Consider the following 20,489-nt stretch of genomic DNA (forward strand, 5'->3'; position numbering starts at 1 on the left):
CCCGCCCGCACTGGAATCCAGTGCGGGCGGGCCCTTTCAGCTGTGCTTACTCGCCCGCGGCGGCGGCCTCACCTTCGCCGGCGCCGGTCAGGACAACCAGATCCGACGCTTTGTCCTCGATGGTGGCCTTGGTCAGCTTCGGCTTGGAGGTGAAGGTGAACTTCGCCTTGTCACCGGTGCCTTCGCCGTCCCAGCCCTCGACGTCGACCATGACGGTCTGGCCGGGGCCGATCTCGCCGAAGAGGATCTTCTCCGACAGCTGATCCTCGATCTCGCGCTGGATGGTGCGGCGCAGCGGCCGGGCACCGAGCACGGGGTCGAAGCCACGCTTGGCCAGCAGGGCCTTGCCCTGTGCGGACAGCTCCAGCGCCATGTCCTTGTTCTTCAGCTGCTTCTCGACGCGGCTGATCATCAGGTCCACCATCTGGATGATCTGATCCTGAGTCAGCTGGTGGAAGACGATGACGTCGTCGATGCGGTTGAGGAACTCGGGGCGGAAGTGCTTCTTCAGCTCGTCGTTGACCTTGAGCTTCATCCGCTCGTAGTTCGAGCCCTCGGCATTGGACTGAGTGAAGCCCAGGCCGACCGCCTTGGAGATGTCCGAGGTGCCCAGGTTCGAGGTGAAGATCAGCACGGTGTTCTTGAAGTCGACCGTGCGACCCTGGCCGTCGGTGAGGCGACCGTCCTCGAGGACCTGCAACAGGGTGTTGTAGATCTCCTGATGCGCCTTTTCGATCTCGTCGAACAGCACGACGGAGAACGGCTTGCGGCGCACCTTCTCGGTGAGCTGGCCGCCCTCTTCGTAACCCACGTAGCCCGGAGGGGCACCGAAGAGCCGCGACGCGGTGAAGCGGTCGTGGAACTCGCCCATGTCGATCTGGATGAGCGCGTCGTCGTCGCCGAACAGGAAGTTCGCCAGCGCCTTGGACAGCTCGGTCTTACCGACACCGGACGGACCGGCGAAGATGAACGAGCCCGAGGGGCGCTTGGGATCCTTCAGACCGGCGCGCGTGCGGCGGATCGCCTTGGAGACGGCCTTGACGGCGTCTTCCTGGCCGATGATCCGCTTGTGCAGCTCGTCCTCCATGCGGAGCAGACGGGTGGTCTCCTCCTCGGTGAGCTTGAAGACGGGGATGCCGGTCCAGTTGGCCAGCACCTCCGCGATCTGCTCGTCGTCGACCTCGGCCACGACGTCCAGATCACCGGAGCGCCACTGCTTTTCGCGCTCGGCCCGCTTGGCGACGAGCTGTTTCTCCTTGTCGCGCAGCCGCGCGGCCTTCTCGAAGTCCTGCGCGTCGATGGCGCTTTCCTTCTCCCGGCGCGCATCGGCGATCTTGTCGTCGAATTCGCGCAGGTCCGGCGGAGCGGTCATCCGGCGGATGCGCATGCGCGCGCCCGCCTCGTCGATCAGGTCGATCGCCTTGTCCGGGAGGAACCGGTCGTTGATGTAGCGGTCGGCCAAGGTCGCCGCGGCCACCAGCGCGCCATCGGTGATGGAAACCCGGTGGTGGGCCTCGTAGCGGTCGCGCAGGCCCTTCAGGATGTTGATGGTGTGCTCGACGGTCGGCTCGCCGACCTGCACCGGCTGGAAGCGGCGTTCCAGGGCGGCGTCCTTCTCGATGTACTTGCGGTACTCGTCGAGGGTGGTCGCGCCGATGGTCTGCAGCTCGCCACGGGCCAGCTTCGGCTTCAGGATCGAGGCCGCGTCGATGGCGCCTTCGGCGGCACCCGCGCCGACGAGCGTGTGCAGCTCGTCGATGAACAGGATGATGTCGCCGCGGGTGTTGATCTCCTTGAGCACCTTCTTCAGGCGCTCTTCGAAGTCACCGCGGTAGCGGCTGCCCGCGACCAGGGAACCCAGGTCGAGGGTGTAGAGCTGCTTGTCCTTCAGGGTCTCCGGGACCTCGCCGTTGACGATAGCCTGGGCCAGGCCCTCGACGACCGCGGTCTTACCGACACCGGGCTCGCCGATCAGGACGGGGTTGTTCTTGGTACGACGGCTCAACACCTGCATGACCCGCTCGATTTCCTTCGAGCGGCCGATGACCGGGTCGAGCTTGCCTTCCAGCGCGGCCTGGGTCAGATTGCGGCCGAACTGATCGAGCACCAGCGAGGTGGACGGCGTACCCGTCTCACCGCGCGGGCCGGACTCGACCGGCTCCTTGCCCTGGTACCCGGACAGCAGCTGAATAACCTGCTGGCGCACGCGATTCAGGTCGGCGCCCAGCTTGACCAGCACCTGCGCCGCCACGCCCTCACCCTCGCGGATGAGGCCGAGCAGGATGTGCTCGGTGCCGATGTAGTTGTGGCCGAGCTGCAGCGCTTCCCGCAGCGACAGCTCGAGGACCTTCTTCGCCCGCGGGGTGAACGGAATGTGCCCGGACGGGGCCTGCTGGCCCTGGCCGATGATCTCTTCCACCTGGCTACGTACACCCTCGAGCGAAATGCCGAGCGATTCCAGCGACTTCGCCGCGACGCCCTCGCCCTCGTGAATCAACCCAAGCAGGATGTGCTCGGTGCCGATGTAGTTGTGGTTGAGCATCCGGGCCTCTTCTTGGGCCAGGACAACGACACGCCTCGCGCGGTCGGTGAACCTCTCGAACATCGCTCCCTCACTCTCCTGCTCAAGCCTTCACTGGCGTCCGACGCTTCAGTGCATTCAACCTGTGGTCGTCAGCCTGCCATGAAGCCCGGGGGTTGCGGCCCCTGCCTCCCACTCTAGTTGGCAGGGGTACAGGCCGCCTCCAGTCCACCCTATTGGTGACCAGCGACAGCACGGTCATTCACTCATAACGTGAGCGTTGCGAGTTTCGTTTCCGACCAGGTTTTGCCGACAGCGAACATCGACCTGGGGATCCCGCAGCACGGAGCCGACCCGGACATATCCTGCATACACCGAGCTCCCCGCGCCGTCCACAGCGCGGGGAGCAATCGGAGGGGATAGTTTTCCGGCTAGATCCGGCCCTGGACCGGGTGCGCCGCCTGGTACTGCCCGCCGCCGTACTGCGCGGTGTTCTGCTGAGCGCTGAACGGACGGGTCGGCGGGTTCGACGGCGCCGAGAACTGACCGGGCACCGCACCCGCGGCCGGGGCCGCCGCGGCGGCGTTCTTGCCGTGCTGGATGCCCGCGGCGAACAGCGCGCCGCACAGCACCAGGAACGCCAGCGTGTGCAGCACCGCGCGGACGATATTCCAACGCACCCAAGACGATTCGAAATCGGCGCGGACCTGGGCCAGATTCTGGATCTGGCCGACATCGCCGGCGGCGGCCAGCTGCTCGTTGAGCGGCACGTTCAGGCCGGCGGTGACCGCGAAGGCGATCACGTTGAGCAGCAACGCGATTCCGATCCAAACCAGCGTGGCGCGGTGGTCCTTACCCAGGTGCAGCGCCGCCGCGAGAATGCTGAAGCCGACGGTGCCCATGAAGCCGATCATGAACCACGGGTTGATGATCACCACGTTGATCTTCTGCATGACCCCGACGATGGTGCGGTCGTCGCTCTGGTTCAGCGCGGGCATCACCGAGATCGCGTAGGCGTAGAAGACACCACCGATCAAGCCCGAAGCCAGCGCGGCCGCAACGAGCGCGGCGATACGAAGCGCGTTCATAGAAAATCTCCTGCCTGAGAAGCCCGGACCTGGCCGTTTCGTTCGGTCCGGCGATGAGATAAGTCAACCGTTTTCCGGCGGGAGCAGCCATGGTTCAGGCGCTCGGCTACTTACGTCATCGTCCACGCGGGGTGGCGTGGCTCAGAGATCTCTATCAGAGATGAGGCCGCTCTGCATCGCCAACGCCGCCAGGCGCACCCGCTTCTGGTTCTGCGGCAGGTTCTCCACCCCGAACTTGGCGAACAGCACCCGCAGATGGGTCTTGATCGCGTCGACGCTGAGAAACAATTCCTCGGCGATCTGCTGATTGGAGGCGGGCGTCGCGAAACCGGCGCCGTTCTTGTACGGACGACACAGCGCGACCAGCACCGAGCGCTGGGTATCGGTGAGCGAGCGCAGGGTCGGCATTGTCGCGGTGGCGGTGCGGGTGGGATCGTCGGCGACGGCGCCGTAGTGCCGGAATTCCACCATGGAACTGCCGACGCGAATCTTGTCGCCGGCCATCAGCCGGCGCCGGCCGGCCAGCCGGTCACCGTTGACGAAGGTGCCGTTGCGGGAGAGGCCGTCGTCGACGATGGTCCAGTGCGCGCCCAGGTATTCCACGGCAGCGTGCAATCGGGACACCTCGGCGTCCCAGGGCATGGACAGGTCGGCATGGACGGAACGGCCGATGGTGATCCGCTGCTGCTCGGGGGCGAGCATGAACTCCTGCCACGCACCCGTCTCATCCATGAAGCGGAGCAAAGACCCGACGAAAGAACCCGTCACTGCGCAGGTACCTCAACTCTCCATACGATCAGTGACCACGACACAGTACCCATGGTGCCGCCTAGAGGTACCCACTAGCAAGATCGCAGCGAACCCGGATCCGGCGGCCATGCCGGCGGCCTATAGATACAACACTGCCGCCCCGGCGTCGCACGATTTGCCTGGGCGGCAGTTGAAGAAAAGAACTTCAGCCCTTCGATGCCTTGTTGTAAGCATCGGTGATGTCGGCTGAGATGCGGCCGCGCGCGGACACCTTGTGTCCATTCCGGCGCGCCCACTCGCGAATTGCCGCGCTTTGTTCACGATCGATGGAAACCCGGCTCTTCGGGGCGGCGGTAGCGCCCGCGGCAGCCTTCACCCGGCGACGCCCGCTCACCCGGCGAGCACTGGAAACCCACTGATCCAGTCCGTCGCGCAGCTTCGCCGCATTTGCCGTCGACAGATCGATCTCGTACGACACACCGTCGATCGCGAACTCGATGGTCTCGTCCGCGATGGACTCACCATCGACATCGTCGATCAGGCTAACGGTGACCTTCTTTGCCATGAGATGAACGTCCTCTCGAAATCGTGCGACCCGCATACTAGGCCGATTACCCGAGGCAAGAATACCTCGAATTCGGAAAATTCCAAGACGGGATCTGAACTTTTGAATCCGACCTTTTCGAGCGACCTGACAAGCAGTCGCTACAGCGTGCTCAGCGGGTGACCGGACGCACAATTGGGAACAGTATCGTTTCGCGGATTCCCAATCCCGTCAGTGCCATCAACAAGCGATCGATTCCCATACCGGTTCCCGTCGTCGGTGGCATACCGTACTCCATCGCGGCAAGGAAGTCTTCGTCGAGGACCATGGCTTCGTCGTCACCCTGTGCGGCGAGCCTGGCCTGGTCCACGAACCGCTCGCGCTGGATGACCGGATCCACCAACTCCGAATAGCCCGTTGCCAACTCGAAGCCGCGTACATAGAGGTCCCATTTTTCGGTAACTCCAGGTTTGCTGCGGTGCTGACGAGTGAGCGGCGAGGTCTCGACCGGGAAGTCACGCACGAAAGTCGGCGCATACAGTTTGTCGCCGTAGACGTGTTCCCACAGTTCCTCGACAAGTTTGCCGTGACCGTAGCCTTTGCCTTCCGGAATTTCCAAGCCGACTCGATCGGCGAGCTTCAGTAATTCCTCGACAGTTGTTTCCGGAGTGACCGAAACACCGATCGAATCGGACAGCGAGGGGTACATCTCGACGGTTGCCCACTCGCCGCTGAGATCGTATTCGGTGCCGTCGGCGAGGGTCAGGACCTGGGTGCCGAACGCCTCCTGAGCGACTTCCTGGACCAATTCCCGGATCATCACCGCGGAGGTGTCGTACGTGCCGTACGCCTCGTAGGTTTCCAGCATCGCGAACTCCGGCGAATGCGTGGAGTCGGCGCCCTCGTTACGGAAGTTCCGGTTGATCTCGAAGACCTTCTCCAGGCCGCCGACGACACAGCGCTTGAGGAACAGCTCGGGGGCGATACGCAGGAACAGATCCATATCCAGGGCATTGGAATGGGTGACGAACGGCCGGGCCGCGGCGCCGCCGTGCAGCGTCTGCAGCATCGGCGTCTCGACCTCGAGGAAGCCCCGCCGCTCCAGCGCGGTACGCAGCGCCCGCACGACAGCGACCCTGGTCCGGGCCATTTCCCGGGCCTCGGGGCGGACGATCAGGTCGACATAGCGCTGCCGGACCCGCGACTCCTCGTTCAGCTCCTTGTGCGCCACCGGCAGCGGCCGCAGCGACTTGGCGGACATGGACCAGGAATCGGCCATGACGCTCAATTCGCCGGTTCGCGAGGAGATGACCTCACCGTGCACGAACACGAAGTCGCCGAGATCGACATCGGACTTCCAGGCCGCGAGCGCTTCCGCACCGACACCGTTCAAGCTGATCATCGCCTGCAGCTTGGTGCCGTCACCTTCCTGCAGCGTCGCGAAACATAGCTTTCCGGTATTGCGCACGAAAATGACGCGGCCGACGACGCCGACCTGCACACCGGTCTCGGCGCCCGGCTCCAGTTCCGGATGGGCGGCCCGGATTTCGGCGAGGGTATGCGTGCGCGCGACCACCACCGGATAAGCCTCGGTACCCGCGGCGAGCAGGCGCGCGCGCTTGTCCTGGCGAATCCGCATCTGCTCCGGAACATCTGCTTCCGGAGCGGGACGACTGGATTGCCCCGCAGGACCCTTACCTGCGGAGCGACCGGACGAAGGCGGGTTCTCGGTGCTCACGTCCGCTAACACTAGCGGGCACCGGAAATCGTTTTTAAGGTGCCCGGGCAGTTTGCCAGAATTAGCCGTCTCTTAACGAAACCCGTTGTGCCGCCATCGGATTACAACGAGGCCAGCGACTGGACCTCACGGGCGAAGTGCGGCGCGGTCACGGCGATGCTGATCAGCCCGGCGGCTTTGAGCGCCTGATAGCCGCCGATCAAGTCGGTAGCACGGTGCAGGCCGAGTTCTTGCAGCGAGGCCGCGGCCAGGCTGGAGGTATAGCCCTCCGAGCAGACGATGATCCATTCCACGTCGTGGTCTGCGGCCAGGGCGAGCCGGGCGGAACTGGTGGGATCGAGGCGCCATTCCAGGACATTCCGTTCGATCACCAGGGCGCCGGGCAGCGTGCCCTCGCGATCACGCTGCGCCTGCGGCCGGATGTCGACCAGAATCGCGCCGCGACCCAGGGCCTCGGGCAATTCGAATACGTAGCGCCGGCGCAGCCGGGTGCGGGCCTTGTCGAGCATCTGGTCAATGGTCGAATGCGTCATCGGATATCGCCTTCGGGCTGGTCGGTGAGGACGGTGTGGGTGCGCCGCAAAGTGCCGTGATCGGTCACCTCGTAATAGGACATGGCGGTCAACGGCGGGGAATAGGCGTGCACGCTCAGCGTCGGGTCGCCCAGTCCCGCGGGATCGGGGGTGTGCTCGACGTCGTGCACCCAGCCGATCGGGAAAGCGGCCTGATCACCGGCGGACAAGACGCGCCGCCGCAATTGCGTGCCATCCCAGCGGAATTCCGCGAGCGCGCCGCTCAATACGGTGAGTGCGCCGAGCGAGCCGGCGTGGTCGTGCAATTCGGTGGACTTACCGGGGGTCCAGCTGATCAGCCAGATATCGACCTCGTCATCGGCGGCCAGGCGGGTGGCCCAGCGCTCCTCGACCGGCCAGACACCATCGGCGGGCAGCAGCTGGTCGAACTTCCCCGCGAGCACGTCGTTGGCGCCTTCGTCGGTCAGCCGGAGCAGATCGGCCGGGCGCAGCCGGGTGGCCAGCGCGGGCGCCGGGGACGTTCGGCCAGCGACAGGTAGGGAAAGAACAGAAGAACGCATGAGCGAATCTCCAGGAGTTTGATCGGTCGAGGGACTTGAAGTCAGCCTCGATCGGTCGAGGCTGGATCAGCCTCGACAACACTCCTGGGTGCGCACGCGGAAAGACATGCCAGCACTATAGCAGGGCTGGTCAAACCTTGCGACGCTGCTGGTTGCGCTCGTAGACCAGGCGCAGGCCGGCGGAGGTCAGGTGCGGCTCGTGGTGCTCGATGGTCTCCGATTCCGGGACGATGAGCGGCGCGCTGATGCCGGTCGCGACCACCGCGACGTCGTCACCGGAGAAGGCGTCGAATTCGTCGCGGATCCGGTCGATCAATCCGTCCACCAGGCCGGCGAAACCGTAGATCGCGCCCGACTGGATGGCCTCGACGGTGTTCTTGCCGACCACCGATCGCGGCCGGGCCAGCTCCACCCGGCGCAGCGCGGCCCGCTCGATCAGCGCCTCGCTGGAGATCTCCACGCCGGGCGCGATCACCCCGCCCAGGAATTCGCCTTTGGCCGAGACCAGATCCACGGTGGTCGCGGTTCCGAAATCGACGACAATGGCGGCCGTGCCGAATTGATGATGTGCCGCAAGGGTATTCACGATGCGGTCGGCGCCGATTTCTTTCGGATTGTCGACCAGTAGCGGAATGCCGGTGCGCACACCGGGTTCCACCACGATGTTGGGCACATGGTGCCAGTACCGCTCCAGCATGAGCCGGATCTCGCGCAGCACCGGCGGCACGGTGGACAGTGCGGCCACGCCCATCACCTGGTCCACCTGCTCGCCGACCAGCCCGCGCACCTGCATGGCGAATTCGTCGGCGGTCAGCAGCGGATTGGTGTGTAACCGCCAGTGCCGCACCAGTTTCGCGTGGTTACCGGAGCCCGAGAACAATCCCAATTCGACGTGGGTGTTCCGGACGTCGATGGTCAGCAGCATTGCTCACCCGATCCCGAGTATTGGAATTCTGTCAGTTGAAGCTCAGTGCGCGCGGGGAGATCAGATCCGAGCCCTCCGGAGCGTGCGCCGGGTCCGAACCCAGCTCGACCTGGCGGTTGCGGTCGTCGACGAAGACCACCTTCGGGTCGTACTCGCGGACTTCGCGCTCGTCCATCTGGGCGTAGGCGATCAGGATGACCAGGTCGCCCGGGTGCACGAGATGCGCTGCGGCGCCGTTGATCCCGATGACGCCGGAGCCGCGCTCGCCGGCGATCACGTAGGTCTCCAGGCGGGCGCCGTTGGTGATGTCGACGATGGCGACCTGTTCACCCTCGAGCAGGTCGGCGGCGTCGAGCAGGTCCTGGTCGACGGTCACCGAACCGACGTAGTGCAGGTCGGCGTGGGTGACGGTGGCCCGGTGGATCTTGGACTTCATCATGGTGCGCAGCATCGGTATGCCTTTCAGGACGCCTGGGCAGGCTGGGAATTCGAGTTCGGTTGGCCGGCAACGGCTTCGAGAGCGGCGCTGGTCGGCGTGAGCACAACGGGGACGTTGTCGATCAGGCGGGTGGCGCCCACCCGGGCCGCGACCAGGAGACGGGCGTTGCCGGTGACCGGGGCGGGTTCGAGGGTGGTGGACCGCAGCTCCAGGTAGTCGACCTCGACGCCGGATGCGGCGTCGAGCACCTGACGGGCAGCCGCCAGCACGCCGTCCGCCCCGAGCCCGCCGGCCAGCTTGCCCGCGAGCAGCGCCGCGGACAGCGCCAGCGCCGATTCGCGTTGCGCCGCATCGAGAAAGCGGTTGCGCGAGGACATCGCCAGCCCGTCGGCCTCGCGCACGGTCGGCACCGGCACGATCGTCGCGTCGAAGTTCAGGTCCCGAACCAGCTGCCGGATCAGGGTGAGCTGCTGGTAGTCCTTCTCGCCGAAGAACGCCTCGGTCGGGCGCACGATCTGCAGCAGCTTCGCGACCACGGTCAGCATGCCCGCGAAATGCGTGGGGCGGCTCGCGCCCTCCAGTTCGGCGCCGACGGGGCCGGGCTGCACGGTGGTGCGCGGACCGTCGGGGTACATGTCGAGGGCGCTCGGCGCGAAGACCACGTCCACACCCTCGGCGCGCAGCAGCTCGACGTCGGCGTCCAGGGTGCGCGGGTATTTGTCGAGGTCCTCACCGGCGCCGAACTGCAGCGGATTGACGAAGATCGAGACGATGACGACGCGGTTGCGGCGCTTGGCCTCCCGCACGATGGCGAGGTGGCCCTCGTGCAACGCGCCCATGGTGGGCACGAAGCCGACCGTGCGGCCGACGGTGCGCAGGGCCTTGCTGATCGCGGACACCACAGCGGGATCGTGGTGCACGGTCAGCTCGCCGGGACGGTAAGCGCCACGCAATTTCGGATCCATCTAGGGACGTCCTTCCAGCAACTCGATCAAAGCGGGATTGGTCCGCGCCCGCTCGGCCGTACGCAGCGACATGGCGCGGTAGCCCGCGGCCAGCCGGCTGTCGACGGCTTGCAGCGCGTGCAGGTGCGCGGCGACTGCCTCGGTATCGCCGCGGGCCACGGGACCGGTCAATGCGGCCTGGCCACGGCGCAGCGCGTTGTCCAGCGCGGCCGAGGCGAGCGGCGCCAGCAGGCGTTCGGCCAGCCCGTTGGGCTGCTCGTCGACGAGCTGCTGACCGAGCAGGCCGGGACCGGCCAGGGCCTGACGCAGCGCGGCCACCGCATCCACGATCACGGTGACCAGGTGATTGCTGCCGTGCGCGAGCGCGGCGTGGTACAGCGTGCGGTTCTCCTCCGCGACGCGGACCGGCTCGCCGCCCATCTCGATCACCAGCGACTGCGCGATGGCATAGCCGATGTCGTCGGCGGCGGTGATGCCGAAGCAGGCGTTGCCGAGCCGGGCCACGTCCTCGTCGTGACCGGTGAAGGTCATGGCGGGGTGGATGGCCAGCGGCAGCGCGCCGAGGGCCGCGAGCGGGGCGAGCACGCCGACGCCATTGGCGCCGGAGGTGTGCGCGACGATCGTGCCCGGGCGCAGCACCCCGGCGGCGGCCATGCCGCGGACCAGCCCGGCCAGCTCGGCGTCGGGAACGGCTAGCAGCAGCAGTTCGCTGCGCGCCACCACGTCCTCGACCGGGAGGATCTCCGAATCGGGCAGCCGGGTGCGGGCCCGGTGCACGGACGCGTCGGAAATGGCGGAGACGCCGAACACCACGTGCCCGGCACGTTCCAGGGCGACGCCGAGCGCCGAGCCGACGCGTCCCGCCGAGACGATTCCCACCGTCAGGCGTGCGGGCGCGGGGTCGAAGCTGTCGGCTCCAGCACCGTCAGAAGTCATGCTTCTAGAGGTCAACATTGTCCTCTCGAGATGTCGTTCCAGTCCCGGCGTGCGGGTACCAGACGTTACGTCACGAGAATAGCTGGCCCGCCGCTCCGCGTCTCGGCCGATTCGATGTGGGGATACTCACGGCGTTCTAGCCGCGGCCGTTCTCCTCGGATTGGAGGTTGGCCATGATCTCGGCGACCGAGAGCTTGCGCGCACTGCCGGATTCGGCGTCCGCGTCGACCCGGCGGCGCCGGCGCGAGGAGGGCGTGCCGACGTGCGGGGCGGGCGCGGCCGTGGTGGTGGGGCGCGGACGCGGGGCCGGACGCGGCTCGGGCTGCTGCTCCGGCGGGGGCAGGCGCAGCGGCGCCGGCTTGGGCTCGGCGGCCCTGGGCTCGGTGGCCTTGGCTTCGGTGAAGGCGTCGGCCCACGTCGCAGCGGCCGGATCGGGATAGCGGCGCTCGTCGGTGATCTCGGCGTCTTCGATGTTGTCGTATTCGCGTGGGACGGCCTGGGTTTCGGCGGTCACCGGCTCGTCGAACGGACTCGCGAACTGCGGGGCCTCCGGATGATCCGGGGAGAAGACGGGGGTCACACTGCTGCGCATTTGCTCGCTGCCGGGGCCCGGTAGGCCCATGACCCACGGGTCGGCATTCGCGGAGCTATTGTTCGCCGGGTTGGCCGAACCGCCCGGCAATTCCTGGATTCTGGTGGCGTCGGCGCGCAGCGCGGGCCGCTCCACGGGTAGCTCGCCGTCGAAGAGTCGTTGCAGACTGTGCCGCAGCACACTGAGTTCGGCTCGGAGAGCGGCCATTTCGGCGGCGTCGGCGCCGACCTCCTGGCGCACCCGCGCCTCCAGGCCGAGCTCGTATTCGCGCCGCGCGGTCACCTCGCGCTCCAGCTGCAACTCGTAGACCTTCTGCAGGTCACGTGCCTTGGCCTTATCGATCGTGGCTTCCTTGCGGTACCGGGTCGCGGCCAATGCGCCGATCACGGCCGCCCAGAGCGCCGCGACCAAGCCGATTCTGACAAATTGCAAGCTGTTGCTGAAGACCAGGAAAACGCTGGCAACCAGACCGAGCAGAATCAGCGAACCGATGAACAATTTTCCCGCTTGGTCCCGTCGTGACCGGGAAGTGCTGGTACGGGAGGGTGAAACCATGCCCGCCAGGGTAGCTCGGATGACGCGGCAGGCACAGGGACTATCGGAATTATTCCGACCGCCCTGCTTGCTAGGTAGTTGCGGCGTCGTCGGAGGGGTCGTCCGGCGCCCGGCAGCAATACTCGAGCCACAATGCCGCCGCCACCAGGGCCAAGCCCGCGAGCAAGCCGACGATGGCGCCGGGCGAGTCGGCGGCGGCCGCGCGCAGCGTCCCGCGCTGCGGGAAGACCCAGCACAGGAAGCCCAGCCAGACGCCCGCCGCGATCGAGCCGACGTGCACCGACGCCTTGGCCAATGCCACAGCACGGGCCGCCGTGATCGGATGCAGCCGGTGGCTGCCGTCCCCGATCTCGTCGTTGCCGACCTTGGCCCGGATCATGAACGCCAGCACCGCCTCGATCACCGCCACCGGAAACAGCGAGGCCCCGGCGAAGATCGAGATCGACGGGAAATTGGCGTACGCCATCCGGGTGGCGGCCCAGGCGACCACCGCCGCGATCAGCAGATTCGCGACGAGATCCAGAATTCGGGTCGGCTTCAGCTGCACGGCTCACCCTTGCTGGTCGTGACGGCCAGGATGTGATCGGTCCGGTGCACACCGTCGCGCTCGGCCGGTTCCAGCTGCTCCAGCAGCTCGCGCACCGGCCGCAGGACGCCGCCCACCTCGAGTTCGGCGGCCGGATCCACCTCCAGCCACGGCACCAGCACGAAAGCCCGGTTGTGCGCCTGCGGATGCGGCAGCGTCAATTCCGGGTCGGCGCTGCGGACAGGTCGATCGCCCTCGGCACACCAGACCACATCGACATCCAGAGTGCGCGCGCCCCAGCGCACCGTGCGCACCCGTTCGGCCGCCTGCTCCAGCCGCTGGCCTGCGCGCAGCCAGTCCATACAGTCGAACTCCGGATCCTCGACCAGGACAATGGCATTGAGGAAGTCCGCCTGATCGACCCCACCCCAGGGCGCGGTCCGGTACACCGGGGACACCGCGCGTACCCGATACTCCCCCAGCCCGTCCACGACGCTGCGCAGGTGCGCGAGCCGATCCCCCAGGTTGGAGCCGATCGACAACACCGCGCGGGTCACTCGCGCGCTCGCTTGGTGACGACGCGCACGTCGGCGAAGGTGTGCGGGATCGGCGCGGACGGCTTGTGCAGCACCACCTCACAGGCCTGCACACGCGGATCGGTCATGACCTCGTCGGCGAGTTCGGCGGCCACCGTCTCGATCAGATTGCGCGGCGTGCCCTGCACGATCCGCACCGCCCGCTCGGCCAGTTCGCCGTAATGCACGGTGTCGGCGATGTCGTCGGACTTCGCGGCGGCCGCGAAATCGGTCCACAGCGTCAGATCGACGATGAATTCCTGCCCGTCGCGGCGCTCGAAATCGAAAACTCCGTGATGGGCGAAGACGCGCAGGCCGCGCAATTCGATGCGGTCGGTGCTCAATGCCGTACTTCCCTCCGGGGCCACTGACCTGGGCCGAGCGCGGATTCGCGCTCGCGCCGGTGCTTTTCGCGTACCCGGGCGGCGGCCCGGGTACAGGCATCGGTGACCGCGATGGCGTCCAGGGAGGCGCGCACGTCGTGCACACGTACACCCCATGCACCGTGTTCGGCGGCCAGCGCGGAAATGGTGGCGGTCGCGATCTCGCGGCCGTCCGGCGGGCGCGGCCCGCCGGCGTCGGCCAGCAGCGAACCGAGGAAGCGTTTCCGTGAAGCCCCGATCAGGATCGGCAGCCCCATGTCGGTCAGCTCGGACCCGGCCGCCAGCGCGCCCAGCAACTCCCAGTTGTGGTCGGCGTTCTTGGCGAATCCGATGCCGGGATCCAGGATCAGCTTGTCGTAGTCGACGCCGCCCGCCACCGCCACCTCGATCTGCTGGCGCAGTTCCCGCGACACCTCGGCGACCACGTCGTCGTAGTGTTCGGCAGGACCGGTGTGCTGATAGTTCGCGTCGGCGCGCCAGTGCATAAGAATCCACGGAACCTTTGCCGCAGCAACGACTTTCACCATCTCAGTGTCGGCCCGACCGCCGGATACATCGTTCACCATGGCGACGCCGGCCTCGATCGCGGCCGCGGCCACCACCGCTCGCATGGTGTCCACGCTGGTCGGCACGCCAGCCGCCGCGAGCCCGCGAATCACCGGAACCACCCGCGCAGCCTCGGTCTCCGCATCGATTCGAGCCGCGCCGGGCCGGGTGGACTCACCCCCGACATCCACGATGTCGGCCCCCAGCTGATACAGCGAAATCCCATGCGCCACAGCCACATCAGGATCCAGATAGCGCCCCCCGTCGGAAAACGAATCGCTGGTGACATTGACAACACCCATCACCAGACACGACCGCCCCCCACGCGGAGCCACCATCCCCGACATCACAAAGCCCCAACCAGCCGCGCAACACACACCCTGGCCCGCGCGCCACCAGGGCAGCTCGGCCTCCCCAGCCCAGCCACACACAGCCCGACCCGCGCGCCATCCGCAAAGCGCGGTATCCCCGCCGCTTCCACAGCCACCTCCAGCTGCTGCATGGCGATCACGGTCACGTTATTTCCGGAGGATGAGGTCCAGCGCCTCGGCACGCGAGGCGGCGTTGGACTGCAGCATGCCGCGCACCGCCGAGGTGGTGGTGCTCGCGCCGGGCTTGCGAATGCCGCGCATGGCCATGCACAGGTGCTCGGCCTCGACCACCACGATGGCGCCGCGCGGATCCAGCTTGCGCATGACGGCGTCGGCGATCTGGCTGGTCAGCCGCTCCTGCACCTGCGGGCGCTTGGAGTACAGGTCGACCAGCCGGGCCAGCTTGGACAGACCCGTCACCCGGCCGTGCGTGCCGGGGATGTAGCCGACGTGCGCGACACCGTGGAAGGACACCAAGTGGTGTTCGCAGGTCGAGTACATCGGGATGTCGCGGACCAGCACCAATTCCTGGTGCCCTTCGTCGAAGGTGGTGTTGAGCACCGCGTCCGGCTCCTGATAGAGCCCGGCGAACATTTCGCGGTAGGCGCGCGCGACGCGGGCCGGGGTATCGACCAGACCGGGACGATCCGGGTTCTCCCCCACCGCGAGCAGCAACTCACGGATCGCGGCCTCGGCGCGCGGCTGATCGAAGGTGCGCCCGGTCTCGAGTGCGACCAGTTCCGCCACCGGCGCCACACCGTTGGATCCGTTGCCGGGCGCCTGGTCGACAGCACCGTTCGCGACGCCGAGCGTGTGGCTGTCACCGTTCTGGTTTGCCGACAATCGAGACACCTCCAACTCTCAGGCACCGGCAATCTCTCGGCACCCTGTATCTACCCACCCCGCCGGCTGCGCAGGCTCCGCCTGCTCACCATCCCGGGGTACGAGCGTAAATGGCGCCCGATCCCGCTGATCACAACGGGTCCGGGCTCCGCTTCGATCCGCTCAGTGCCGGCTGTTCGGGCCATCCCAATCGCGGTTCTCGCCCGCACCGGACGACGGGTCGTCGTAACCGCCGCGTTCATAGCCACGATCCTGCCCTTGACCTTGCCCTGGCTGAGGGTTCGGCCACGGCTTGTAGGGCTGACCGGACTGCTGCTGCGGTTCCTCGCGCGGCGGCCAGCCCGGCGCGGACCAACCTGCCGGAGCGCCGTAATCCGGGCGCGAACCGTGGGTGGGTCCACCGCTGGGCCGCGGGAAGCCCTGGGTCGGCTGCGGACGGTAGGCCGGGTCCGCCGCGGGCGGGTAGCCGTACTGCGGCTGACCCGTGTACCCCTCCGGCGGATATCCGTTGGCCGGGGCGGGCTCGCGCTGGGCGGCCGCCGGGGCGGGCAACGACTCGGCGGGCGGCCACGGCTCACCGCGTTCGGTGGCCAGTTCGCGCGGCGTCTTCACCGGCGGCTTGTCCGAGGGCAGGCGATCCCCGAAATCGTTGAAAGCCGTGATGCGCGGACGCTTTTCGACCGTGGCGAGCAGTTCCTCGAGCTCGCGGCGGTGCAGGGTTTCCTTCTCCAGCAGCGCGGTGGCCAGCACGTCCAGCACATCGCGGTACTCGTTCAGGATGGCCCAGGCCTCGGTGTGCGCGGCCTCGATCAGGTTGCGCACCTCCTCGTCGATGGCGCCGGCGACCTCGTGCGAGTAGTCCGAATGCTGGCCCATCGAGCGGCCGAGGAACGGATCCCCGCCCTCCTGGCCGTAGCGCACCGCGCCCAGGCGGGCGCTCATGCCGTATTCGGTGACCATCGCGCGGGCGATCTTGGTGGCCTGGTCGATGTCGGAGGACGCGCCGGTGGTCGGCTCGTGGAACACCAGTTCCTCGGCCGCGCGACCGCCCATGGCCATGACCAGGCGGGCGATCATCTCCGAGCGGGTCATCAGGCCCTTGTCGTCCTCGGGCACCGTCATGGCATGGCCGCCGGTGCGGCCGCGGGCCAGGATGGTGACCTTGTAAACGGGCTCGATATCGGGCATCGCCCAGGCCGCCAGCGTGTGGCCGCCCTCGTGGTAAGCGGTGATCTTCTTCTCGTGCTCGCTGATGATGCGGCTCTTGCGGCGTGGGCCGCCGATCACGCGGTCCACCGATTCCTCGAGGTTGGCGCCGGTGATGACCGAGCCGTTCTCGCGGGCGGTGAGCAGCGCGGCCTCGTTGATGACGTTGGCCAGGTCGGCGCCGGACATGCCGACCGTGCGCTTGGCCAGACCCTCGAGGTCGGCGTCGGGCGAGATCGGCTTGCCGGAGGAGTGCACCCGCAGGATGGCGCGGCGGCCGGCCAGATCCGGGTTGCTGACCGGGATCTGGCGGTCGAAGCGGCCCGGGCGCAGCAGCGCCGGGTCCAGGATGTCGGGCCGGTTGGTCGCGGCGATCAGGATGACGCCGGTGCGGTCGCCGAAGCCGTCCATCTCGACGAGCAACTGGTTCAGCGTCTGCTCGCGCTCGTCGTGACCGCCGCCGAGGCCGGCGCCGCGCTGGCGGCCGACCGCGTCGATCTCGTCGACGAAGATGATGCAGGGGCTGTTCTGCTTGGCCTGATCGAACAGGTCGCGCACCCGGGAGGCGCCGACGCCGACGAACATTTCGACGAAGTCGGAACCGGAGATGGTGAAGAACGGGACCCCGGCCTCGCCGGCGACGGCGCGCGCCAGCAGCGTCTTACCGGTGCCGGGCGGGCCGTAGAGCAGCACGCCCTTCGGGATCTTCGCGCCCAGCGCCTGGTAGCGCACCGGGTTCTGCAGGAAGTCCTTGATTTCGTAGAGCTCTTCGACGGCCTCGTCGGCGCCGGCCACGTCCGCGAAGGTGGTCTTGGGCATGTCCTTGGACAGCTGCTTGGCCTTGGACTTACCGAAGCCCATCATGCCGCCGCGGCCGCCGCCCTGCATGCGTCCCATCACGAAGACGAACAGGCCCAGCAGGATGATCATCGGCAGCACGAACAGCAGGATCTGGGTGAGCCAGCTCTCCTGTTTGACCACCGTGTTGTATTCGGCGCCGGTCTTCTGCACCGCGTCGAAGATCTGATTGGAGGTTTCGCTCCCGCTCGGATACTTCGCGATGATCTTGTTCGAGCCTTTGGTGGCGTCGTTGCCGTTGTTCAGCTCGATCCGGAGCTGCTGCTCACGGTCATCGATCTGAACGTTCTTGACGTTGGCCTTGTCGTTCAGCTGTTGCAGCGCCACGGAGGTGTCGACGTTCTTCCACCCGCGCGTGTCGTTGCCGAAATAGCTGAACGCATAGACCACGAGCAAGATGCCCGCGATTATGGCCAGGGTGCGAAACACTGTCTTGCGGTTCATAGAGCGTCGGCCGGTCGGCCAGTCCTTTCCGTGGTCTCCGGCCCCGCTCGGGCGGGGTTCGGATGCGGACATGCCACGTTACCGCGTACGGTTCTACTCGATACATCGCGCAGCTCGGCACTTGGTGCAGTTCGAGGGTTAAACGGCCGGAGGACCTCGTCGGTTCCCGATCTCACCGGTCCGGGTTAACTCAAGTGCTCACAATCATGGCATGTTCGGCCTATCGTGGGCGACGACACAACAAGAGCACGACATGAGAGGTCCGGCCCGGAGAAGGCGTAGGTGTAACCGTGGAGGGCCCCGATCATGCCGAACCGAACGCAGGGGGTATGGACATAGTCGAGCTACGGACACCCACAGCGATTGTGCGCCACGGCCGCGGACGTTTGATCGTCCTGAGACCCGGTAGCGATGGCGAACGCGTGCTGGACGTTCCGGTCACCGATCTACTGAAGGTCCGGCTGAACCGGCGAGCCGACGACGCGGTCGTCATCGAGATCTACCTGCGCTACCCGACTCCGGTCCTCACCGGCGTGCCCGCGGACCGCACCCCACTACCCGTTCTGATCGCCGAGCACGATGTGCCGCAGGCGAGCGAGATCGTAGACAAGATCAACGCGCAGATCCTGGCGACTCAGCGCATCGATGTCGCCGCCCCCGATCTGCATCCGCCGGACCCCACCTGGGACAAGAGCGGCCCCATCCGCGCCGACGTGGACCGCGCCGTGCACCGCATGGCCGCCAAGCGCGAAGCCAAATCCGCCGTGGCAGCGCTGCATCGCTTCGTCACTCCCGAGGAATACGTGCTGGAAACCGCGGTGGCCGTGGCACATCCGCCGGCCGGCAACGGCCCCGGTTTGCTGGCCGCCACCACCGAACGCCTGCTGTTCATCTCGATCGGCGGCGGCGCCCGCTACGCGCACGAGCTGCCGATCGCGGCCGTCCTGTGGGCGCACAGCACCGACGGCACCAAGGCCTCCCCCGGCGAAATCGGCACCACCCGGCACGAACCCGCGCTCGAGGTCAACGACGGCAAGCTGACGCTGCGGTTCACCGGCACCGATCGCGCCGACACCGAGCGGGTCAGCCTGGCCCTGAATTTCGCGGTCCGCCGCGCCGCCACCGACGGCGCGATGGGTCCGGCGGATCCCAGTGTGTCGCAGCTGTATTCGGAGTGGGAGCTGCTGGTCGAGCGGCACTCACTGGGCATGGTCGACGATACCCAGTTCCAGCGCTACGGCCGCGGCATCCTGCGCTCGCTGCCGGACGGACTCTGACAAAGACTGCCGACAGAACCGCCGCGCGGATTTCCGCGCGGCGTTTCTTATGCCGGGTTCCGGGTCAGGCCGGGTCGTTGAGCTGAACGCGGCGCCACGGGCTGGTCGAACGAGTCCACAGGCGTAGCAGCTCCATTCGGCGATCGACGCCGCCGTTCTTGAGCTCGGCCAGATCCTCACAGGCCTGCCAGTAGGTCCAGCCGGTCAGGTAGGCATCGCCGAACTGGCGCCAGTTCTTGTATTTGCGTTGTGCGATGGGCAGCGCGCGCATCAGATAGGCCCACGCCACATCGGCTTCCAGATAACCGGCGGTGAACGCCATCCGGGCCACCGCCACCACGCGCGCCAGATCCCAGGCGTGGATATCGGTGGGCAGCGGCTTGGACAGGTGGTCGGTGAAGCCGATCTTGATGGCCTGGGACCAGATGTCGTAATCGCGCACCAGCGCCTCGGGATTGTCCATGCCGCGGAACGATCCGACCTGCCGCAGGAAGGCCCGGTGCCGATCGGCGCGCTCGCCGAAGCGATCCCGCTCGCTGGCGTTGATCGAGGCCATCACCAGCGGATGCACCAGCGCGTAGAGCGGGCCGTGCATGCCGTCGAGCAACTGCTCCATCGAGGCCTGCGCCTCGGTGCCGTCGGTGATGCCCCAGGCGCCGGTGAGGGTATCGATGGCCAGCTCGCGGCGGTCGCCGAGCGGATGCTCGCGCTCCGGGCCCAGCAGCAGCGCATCGTGGAAGGCATCCCAGCGAGCCGAGTAGAAGCCGCCGAGGGCGAGGGCGCGCAGTTCGTCATCCGATACTGCGGCCCCGGACCAATGGTCTTCTTCCCGCTTGTCGAGCTCTTCGTAGGGGAAGGTTGTCAAGGTTGGTATCCCGCGGGCAGGCATGTCTCCGATTGTTCCCGAAGATCGCCGTCAGAGCTCGTCTTATCGCGAACGCGTTGCGCGTGTTTGCCGGGCAATCCCGGCCCGGGGCAGGCACCGGCCCGAGTATTTACCCCATCTTGAATTCTGACCCTGCCGGATTCGGGTGCAGAGGGCTAATCTGCACGCATGCGTGAAAACATCACCCTCCTCCGTGGCCTGGAACCTGCCCCTACCGAACAGGAAATCTATGCCGCCGCACTGCAGTACGTGCGTACGGTCGGTGGCGTTTCCGGTTTGAGTACCACCACCAAGGTGGCCGTCGACAAGGCCGTCGCCGCGATCGCCGCCGCTACCACCCAGTTGCTGGCCGACCTACCCGATGCCCGGGTCGCGCCGCCCACCGAGCCGCTACGACGGGTGCCGGCCGGCGACGCGCCGATCTGAGT

Annotated in this window: 21 protein-coding genes; 2 read left to right on the forward strand and 19 right to left on the reverse strand. The window is 67.0% G+C overall.

The genetic code is table 11. The annotated features are described in order from the left end of the window. Window positions 1-46 precede the first annotated feature (46 nt). The 18 genes from AB0M14_RS03865 to ftsH all read right to left on the reverse strand — a co-directional run bounded on the left by AB0M14_RS03865 (window position 47) and on the right by ftsH (window position 17,898). Window positions 47-2,605 (reverse strand): ATP-dependent Clp protease ATP-binding subunit, encoded by a 2,559-nt coding sequence (locus AB0M14_RS03865; protein ID WP_364988469.1) that lies wholly within the window; start codon window positions 2,603-2,605, stop codon window positions 47-49. 347 nt (window positions 2,606-2,952) lie between these two features. After that, window positions 2,953-3,609, reverse strand: a complete 657-nt coding sequence (locus AB0M14_RS03870; protein WP_364988471.1) for an anthrone oxygenase family protein — start codon at window positions 3,607-3,609, stop codon at window positions 2,953-2,955. A 141-nt stretch (window positions 3,610-3,750) separates the two neighbouring features. Next, a complete protein-coding gene (locus AB0M14_RS03875) occupies window positions 3,751-4,341 on the reverse strand; it encodes an FHA domain-containing protein (RefSeq protein ID WP_364988474.1) in 591 nt (196 codons plus the stop codon). A 223-nt stretch (window positions 4,342-4,564) separates the two neighbouring features. Beyond that, window positions 4,565-4,924 (reverse strand): Lsr2 family protein, encoded by a 360-nt coding sequence (locus AB0M14_RS03880; protein WP_364988476.1) that lies wholly within the window; start codon window positions 4,922-4,924, stop codon window positions 4,565-4,567. 151 nt (window positions 4,925-5,075) lie between these two features. Continuing rightward, window positions 5,076-6,542 carry a lysine--tRNA ligase gene (gene lysS / locus AB0M14_RS03885; protein ID WP_364988478.1) on the reverse strand — a complete coding sequence of 489 codons (1,467 nt, stop codon included), beginning with the start codon at window positions 6,540-6,542 and terminating at the stop codon, window positions 5,076-5,078. Between the two features lie 200 nt (window positions 6,543-6,742). Next, a complete protein-coding gene (locus AB0M14_RS03890; RefSeq protein WP_364988481.1) occupies window positions 6,743-7,174 on the reverse strand; it encodes a rhodanese-like domain-containing protein in 432 nt (143 codons plus the stop codon). Further along, window positions 7,171-7,734: a cysteine dioxygenase family protein gene (locus AB0M14_RS03895; protein WP_364988483.1), complete on the reverse strand. Its 564-nt coding sequence runs from the start codon at window positions 7,732-7,734 to the stop codon at window positions 7,171-7,173. The genes AB0M14_RS03890 and AB0M14_RS03895 overlap by 4 nt, the downstream gene beginning before the upstream one ends. A 130-nt stretch (window positions 7,735-7,864) precedes the next feature. Further along, entirely contained in the window at window positions 7,865-8,659 is a 795-nt protein-coding gene (locus tag AB0M14_RS03900; protein ID WP_364988485.1) for a type III pantothenate kinase, read from the reverse strand. A gap of 31 nt (window positions 8,660-8,690) precedes the next feature. Next, window positions 8,691-9,110 carry an aspartate 1-decarboxylase gene (gene panD, locus AB0M14_RS03905; protein WP_364988488.1) on the reverse strand — a complete coding sequence of 140 codons (420 nt, stop codon included), beginning with the start codon at window positions 9,108-9,110 and terminating at the stop codon, window positions 8,691-8,693. An 11-nt stretch (window positions 9,111-9,121) separates the two neighbouring features. Next, window positions 9,122-10,051, reverse strand: coding sequence for a pantoate--beta-alanine ligase (gene panC / locus AB0M14_RS03910; protein WP_364991272.1), 930 nt, complete (start codon window positions 10,049-10,051; stop codon window positions 9,122-9,124). A gap of 12 nt (window positions 10,052-10,063) precedes the next feature. Further along, window positions 10,064-10,999 (reverse strand): DUF2520 domain-containing protein, encoded by a 936-nt coding sequence (locus tag AB0M14_RS03915; protein WP_364988490.1) that lies wholly within the window; start codon window positions 10,997-10,999, stop codon window positions 10,064-10,066. A 136-nt stretch (window positions 11,000-11,135) separates the two neighbouring features. Continuing rightward, window positions 11,136-12,146, reverse strand: coding sequence for a DUF6779 domain-containing protein (locus tag AB0M14_RS03920; protein ID WP_364988492.1), 1,011 nt, complete (start codon window positions 12,144-12,146; stop codon window positions 11,136-11,138). Window positions 12,147-12,216: 70 nt separating this feature from the next. Beyond that, on the reverse strand, window positions 12,217-12,687 hold the full coding sequence (locus tag AB0M14_RS03925) for a DUF3180 domain-containing protein (protein ID WP_364991275.1): 471 nt from the start codon (window positions 12,685-12,687) through the stop codon (window positions 12,217-12,219). Beyond that, window positions 12,684-13,229 carry a 2-amino-4-hydroxy-6-hydroxymethyldihydropteridine diphosphokinase gene (gene folK, locus AB0M14_RS03930; protein WP_364988494.1) on the reverse strand — a complete coding sequence of 182 codons (546 nt, stop codon included), beginning with the start codon at window positions 13,227-13,229 and terminating at the stop codon, window positions 12,684-12,686. The genes AB0M14_RS03925 and folK overlap by 4 nt, the downstream gene beginning before the upstream one ends. Further along, window positions 13,226-13,591, reverse strand: coding sequence for a dihydroneopterin aldolase (folB, locus tag AB0M14_RS03935; protein ID WP_364988497.1), 366 nt, complete (start codon window positions 13,589-13,591; stop codon window positions 13,226-13,228). Before folB ends, folK begins: the two co-directional genes overlap by 4 nt. Next, complete coding sequence (gene folP / locus AB0M14_RS03940; RefSeq protein WP_364988499.1) at window positions 13,588-14,523, reverse strand: dihydropteroate synthase; 936 nt, start codon at window positions 14,521-14,523, stop codon at window positions 13,588-13,590. Before folP ends, folB begins: the two co-directional genes overlap by 4 nt. A 171-nt stretch (window positions 14,524-14,694) precedes the next feature. Next, on the reverse strand, window positions 14,695-15,303 hold the full coding sequence (folE, locus tag AB0M14_RS03945) for a GTP cyclohydrolase I FolE (RefSeq protein WP_364991277.1): 609 nt from the start codon (window positions 15,301-15,303) through the stop codon (window positions 14,695-14,697). A 249-nt stretch (window positions 15,304-15,552) separates the two neighbouring features. Further along, window positions 15,553-17,898 (reverse strand): ATP-dependent zinc metalloprotease FtsH, encoded by a 2,346-nt coding sequence (ftsH, locus tag AB0M14_RS03950; protein WP_364988501.1) that lies wholly within the window; start codon window positions 17,896-17,898, stop codon window positions 15,553-15,555. A gap of 422 nt (window positions 17,899-18,320) precedes the next feature. On the opposite strand from ftsH, the gene AB0M14_RS03955 reads away from it, so the two are divergent. Next, window positions 18,321-19,175 (forward strand): hypothetical protein, encoded by an 855-nt coding sequence (locus AB0M14_RS03955; protein ID WP_364988503.1) that lies wholly within the window; start codon window positions 18,321-18,323, stop codon window positions 19,173-19,175. A 64-nt stretch (window positions 19,176-19,239) separates the two neighbouring features. Here the strand turns inward: AB0M14_RS03955 and AB0M14_RS03960 are convergent, their stop codons facing one another. After that, window positions 19,240-20,040: a DUF1266 domain-containing protein gene (locus AB0M14_RS03960; protein ID WP_364988506.1), complete on the reverse strand. Its 801-nt coding sequence runs from the start codon at window positions 20,038-20,040 to the stop codon at window positions 19,240-19,242. A gap of 189 nt (window positions 20,041-20,229) precedes the next feature. On the opposite strand from AB0M14_RS03960, the gene AB0M14_RS03965 reads away from it, so the two are divergent. Beyond that, window positions 20,230-20,487 (forward strand): DUF2277 family protein, encoded by a 258-nt coding sequence (locus tag AB0M14_RS03965; RefSeq protein WP_364988508.1) that lies wholly within the window; start codon window positions 20,230-20,232, stop codon window positions 20,485-20,487. Window positions 20,488-20,489: the final 2 nt, after the last annotated feature.

Origin of the sequence: Nocardia sp. NPDC051832, assembly GCF_040681285.1 — a bacterium.
GTDB lineage: Bacteria > Actinomycetota > Actinomycetes > Mycobacteriales > Mycobacteriaceae > Nocardia.